Source organism: Streptomyces anatolicus, assembly GCF_019400875.1.
Lineage (GTDB): Bacteria > Actinomycetota > Actinomycetes > Streptomycetales > Streptomycetaceae > Streptomyces > Streptomyces anatolicus.
The window spans coordinates 1-3,526 of the sequence record NZ_WMBF01000588.1 but is presented as its reverse complement, the minus strand read 5'-3'; the positions used below and the strand labels follow the sequence as shown (position 1 = coordinate 3,526).

General features: G+C 69.8%; 4 protein-coding genes. 1 reads left to right on the top strand and 3 read right to left on the bottom strand.

From position 1 onward, the window contains the following. The first annotated feature begins 428 nt into the window (after positions 1–428). On the top strand, positions 429–953 hold the full coding sequence (locus GKQ77_RS29985) for a universal stress protein (protein ID WP_219692261.1): 525 nt from the start codon (positions 429–431) through the stop codon (positions 951–953). A 248-nt stretch (positions 954–1,201) separates the two neighbouring features. On the opposite strand, the gene glmS is transcribed toward GKQ77_RS29985, so the two are convergent. The 3 genes from glmS to GKQ77_RS29970 all read right to left on the bottom strand — a co-directional run. Next, entirely contained in the window at positions 1,202–3,019 is a 1,818-nt protein-coding gene (gene glmS / locus GKQ77_RS29980) for a glutamine--fructose-6-phosphate transaminase (isomerizing) (RefSeq protein WP_219692260.1), read from the bottom strand. Between the two features lie 10 nt (positions 3,020–3,029). Beyond that, positions 3,030–3,287 (bottom strand): hypothetical protein, encoded by a 258-nt coding sequence (locus GKQ77_RS29975; RefSeq protein ID WP_219692259.1) that lies wholly within the window; start codon positions 3,285–3,287, stop codon positions 3,030–3,032. Between the two features lie 89 nt (positions 3,288–3,376). Further along, a partial coding sequence (locus GKQ77_RS29970) for an SHOCT domain-containing protein (RefSeq protein WP_219692262.1) occupies positions 3,377–3,526 on the bottom strand: 150 nt, incomplete at its 5' end.

Sequence of the window (3,526 nt, the reverse complement as noted above, 5' to 3'; positions counted from 1 at the left end):
GGTGGGGACGCGGTCGGGGTTCCTGGCACGGCGTGCTCCCTGTGGCGGTGGCGTACGGGGGTTCAACGCGCGGTCGGGCGGCCGGTCACTGGCGTGCCGCCGGGTGGGCGCCGTACGGGTCCCGGACAGGTCCCGGACGGGTGCGCAAACCACCTGTAGGAGGCAGCAACCATTGCCATACGGGCGAGGCTCATGCATGCTCCGGTGAACGCCGGGGGGCCCTGTGCGCGGCCCGGCGCGGGCCCCTGCGGGCTCTGCGCAGGCTCTGGGCAGGAGAGGAGTGTCGCCGTACCCTTGGGGGTATGGGGTTGGGAAGATGATTCCCGGACGACCTTCCGGGTCCGAACCGACGACCTTCCAGGTCCTGAGCTTTCGCAGCGTCTGAACAAGCAGACCCTCCCACAGAGGACTCCTTCGCCGAGACACCCATGGCCGGTCACGAATACTCCGAACCCGCGGACCGCAAGCGGCAGGTCGCCGATCCGTCAGCGACCCCCCGAGCGGCGGAAGAACCACGTCATTCTTGCGATCCCGCCTTCCGGCACGGTGTCGTCGTCGGCTTCGACGGCTCGACCTCCAGTGAGCGGGCTCTCGCATATGCCATCGGCATGGCCCACCGGTCGGGCTCCGGCCTGATCATCGTGCATGTCGCCAACCGGCTGCCCACCACCGTCTGGGCGGGCTGCGAGCCGCCGGTCTTCGTCGACGTGCCGGACCACCGCACCGAGGTGCTGGGGCTCGAACTGGCCTGTGCGGACTATCTGGCCGAGGTGCCCTGGATCCTCGTCGAGCGCGGCGGCGACATCTGCCACGAGCTGGAGGAGGTCGGCCGGGAGTACAGCGCGGACGCGATCGTCGTCGGCTCCACGCACGGCATCGTCGGCCGCATCTTCGGCTCCGTGGCGGGGCGGCTCGCGCGGCGGGCGCAGCGGCCCGTCATCGTCATCCCGTAAGCGTCATCCCGTAATCCCGGCAGACGAATCTACTCGTGCGTAGAGGTGCCCCGTGGCGCTGCGAAGGGTACATACAGGCCGTCGGCACGTCGCCCTGCCGGCCGGGGGGTGACGGCCGCCGGCCGCAGCGGGCGCGGGTCGGGGTAATGGGCGACCCCGGCCCTTGAGGGAACGGCTCCCCGTGCGCTGGTGGCACGCGCGGGGAGCCGTTCGCATGTTCTGACCCGGTGACCCGGTGACCCGGTGGACTACTCGACGGTGACGGACTTCGCCAGGTTGCGCGGCTTGTCGATGTCCCGGCCGAGCGCCAACGCCGTGTGGTAGGCGAGGAGTTGGAGCGGGATGCCCATCAGGATCGGGTCCAGCTCGTTCTCGTTCTTCGGGACGAGGATCGTCTGGTCGGCCTTCTCCTGCTCCTGGTGCGCGACCGCGAGGATCTTGCCGCTGCGGGCCTTGATCTCCTCGAGCGCGGCGCGGTTCTTCTCCAGGAGGTCGTCGTCCGGGACGATCGCGACGGTCGGCAGGGCGGGCTCGATGAGGGCGAGCGGGCCGTGCTTCAGCTCGGAGGCGGGGTAGGCCTCGGCGTGGATGTACGAGACCTCCTTGAGCTTCAGGGAGGCCTCGCGGGCGACGGGGTAGCCGCGTACGCGCCCGATGAAGAGCATCGAGCGGGCGTCCGCGTAGCTCTTGGCGATCTTCTTGATCTCGTCCTCCTGCTTGAGGATCTCCGAGATCTGGCCGGGCAGCTTCCGCAGGCCCTCGATGATCCGCTTGCCGTCGGAGACCGACAGGTCGCGGATGCGGCCGAGGTGCAGGGCGAGCAGGGCGAAGGCCACGGTGGTGTTGGTGAAGCACTTGGTGGAGACGACGCAGACCTCCGGGCCCGCGTGGACGTACACGCCCGCGTCCGCCTCGCGGGCGATCGCGGAGCCGACGACGTTCACGACGCCGAGGACGCGGGCACCCTTGCGCTTCAGCTCCTGGACGGCGGCGAGTACGTCGTACGTCTCACCGGACTGGGAGACCGCGATGTAGAGGGTGTCGGGGTCCACGACCGCGTTGCGGTAGCGGAACTCGCTCGCGGGCTCCGCGTCGGCGGGGATGCGGGCCAGCTCCTCGATCATCTGGGCGCCGATCATGCCCGCGTGGTACGAGGTGCCGCAGCCGAGGATCTTGACGCGGCGCACCTTGCGGGCGTCGTGCGCGTCCAGGTTCAGGCCGCCGAGGTGCACGGTGGAGAAGCGGTCGTCGATGCGGCCGCGCAGGACGCGGTCGACCGCGTCGGGCTGCTCGAAGATCTCCTTGTGCATGTACGTGTCGTGGCCGCCCATGTCGTACGACTCGGCCTCCCACTCCACGGTGGTCGGCGAGGCGGTCGTGCGCGAGCCCTCGGTGGTGTACGTGCGGTAGTCGTCGGCCTTGATGGTGGCCATCTCGCCGTCGTCGAGGGTGACGACCTGGCGGGTGTGGGAGACGAGCGCGGCGACGTCCGAGGCGACGAACATCTCCTTCTCGCCGATGCCGAGGACGACCGGCGAGCCGTTGCGGGCGACGACGATGCGGTCGTGGAAGTCGGCGTGCAGGACGGCGATGCCGTACGTGCCCTCGATGTGGCGCAGCGCCTCGCGGACCTTCTCCTCGAGGGTGTCCGCCTGGCAGCGGGCGATGAGGTGGGTGAGGACCTCGGTGTCCGTCTCGGAGAGGAACTCGACGCCGTCGACGACGAGCTTGGCGCGCAGCTCCGAGGCGTTGTCGATGATGCCGTTGTGGACGACGGCGACCTTCTCGTCCTGCGAGAGGTGCGGGTGGGCGTTCTCGTCGGAGGGGGCGCCGTGGGTGGCCCAGCGGGTGTGGGCGATGCCGGTGGTGCCCTTGAAGCGGGCGGGGACCCTGGCCTCCAGGTCGCGGACGCGGCCCTTGGCCTTGACCGTCTTCAGGCCCGGGGCCTTGGGGCTGTTGACGGCGATGCCCGCCGAGTCGTAGCCGCGGTACTCCAGGCGCTGGAGGCCTTCGAGGAGCAGCGGGGCAACGTCACGCTTGCCGATATAACCGACGATTCCACACATAGAGGGTGTCCTAGCCGTAGATGATGCGGCGCAGCTGCCGGAGGGTCAGCTCCGGCGGCGCCACCGCGCGGTATGCGAGCTCCGCCGAGATCTGTTCGAAGATCGCCGCGTTCAGCAGACCCTGACCCTGCAGTTCGCGGTGGCGGCGACGGACGAACGCTTCGGTCGTCTCGTCGAAGTAGGCGAGCACGTCCTGGATGACCCGCAGCGCTTCGCCCCGCTGGAGCGGGGTGCTGCGGGTGAGGTGGTCCACCAGGTCGTCGTGCATGTCTGCTGATCCTGAGGGATCTTGCCTGCTTTCGCAAGAATCCTGCCCGGAATCGGGCAGGTGCGCGCCGGAAAGTGGGGTCGGGTGGCCTACATGCGGCGCAGGACCGCCTGCTTGGCCGTGGTGAACTCCTCGTCCGTGAGGATGCCGGCCTTGTGCAGTTCCCCCAGCTCGCGCAGGCGGCGCAGCAGGGCGTCGTGGTCGTCGGCGGGGGCCGGTGCCGGGGCGTGGCCCTTGGC

What these genes read in the sequence shown, in the direction of transcription:
- GKQ77_RS29985 (WP_219692261.1), top strand. Translation starts at nt 429, where the DNA reads ATGGCCGGTCACGAATACTCCGAACCCGCGGACCGCAAGCGGCAGGTC.
- glmS (WP_219692260.1), bottom strand. Translation starts at nt 3,019, where the DNA reads ATGTGTGGAATCGTCGGTTATATCGGCAAGCGTGACGTTGCCCCGCTG.
- GKQ77_RS29975 (WP_219692259.1), bottom strand. Translation starts at nt 3,287, where the DNA reads ATGCACGACGACCTGGTGGACCACCTCACCCGCAGCACCCCGCTCCAG.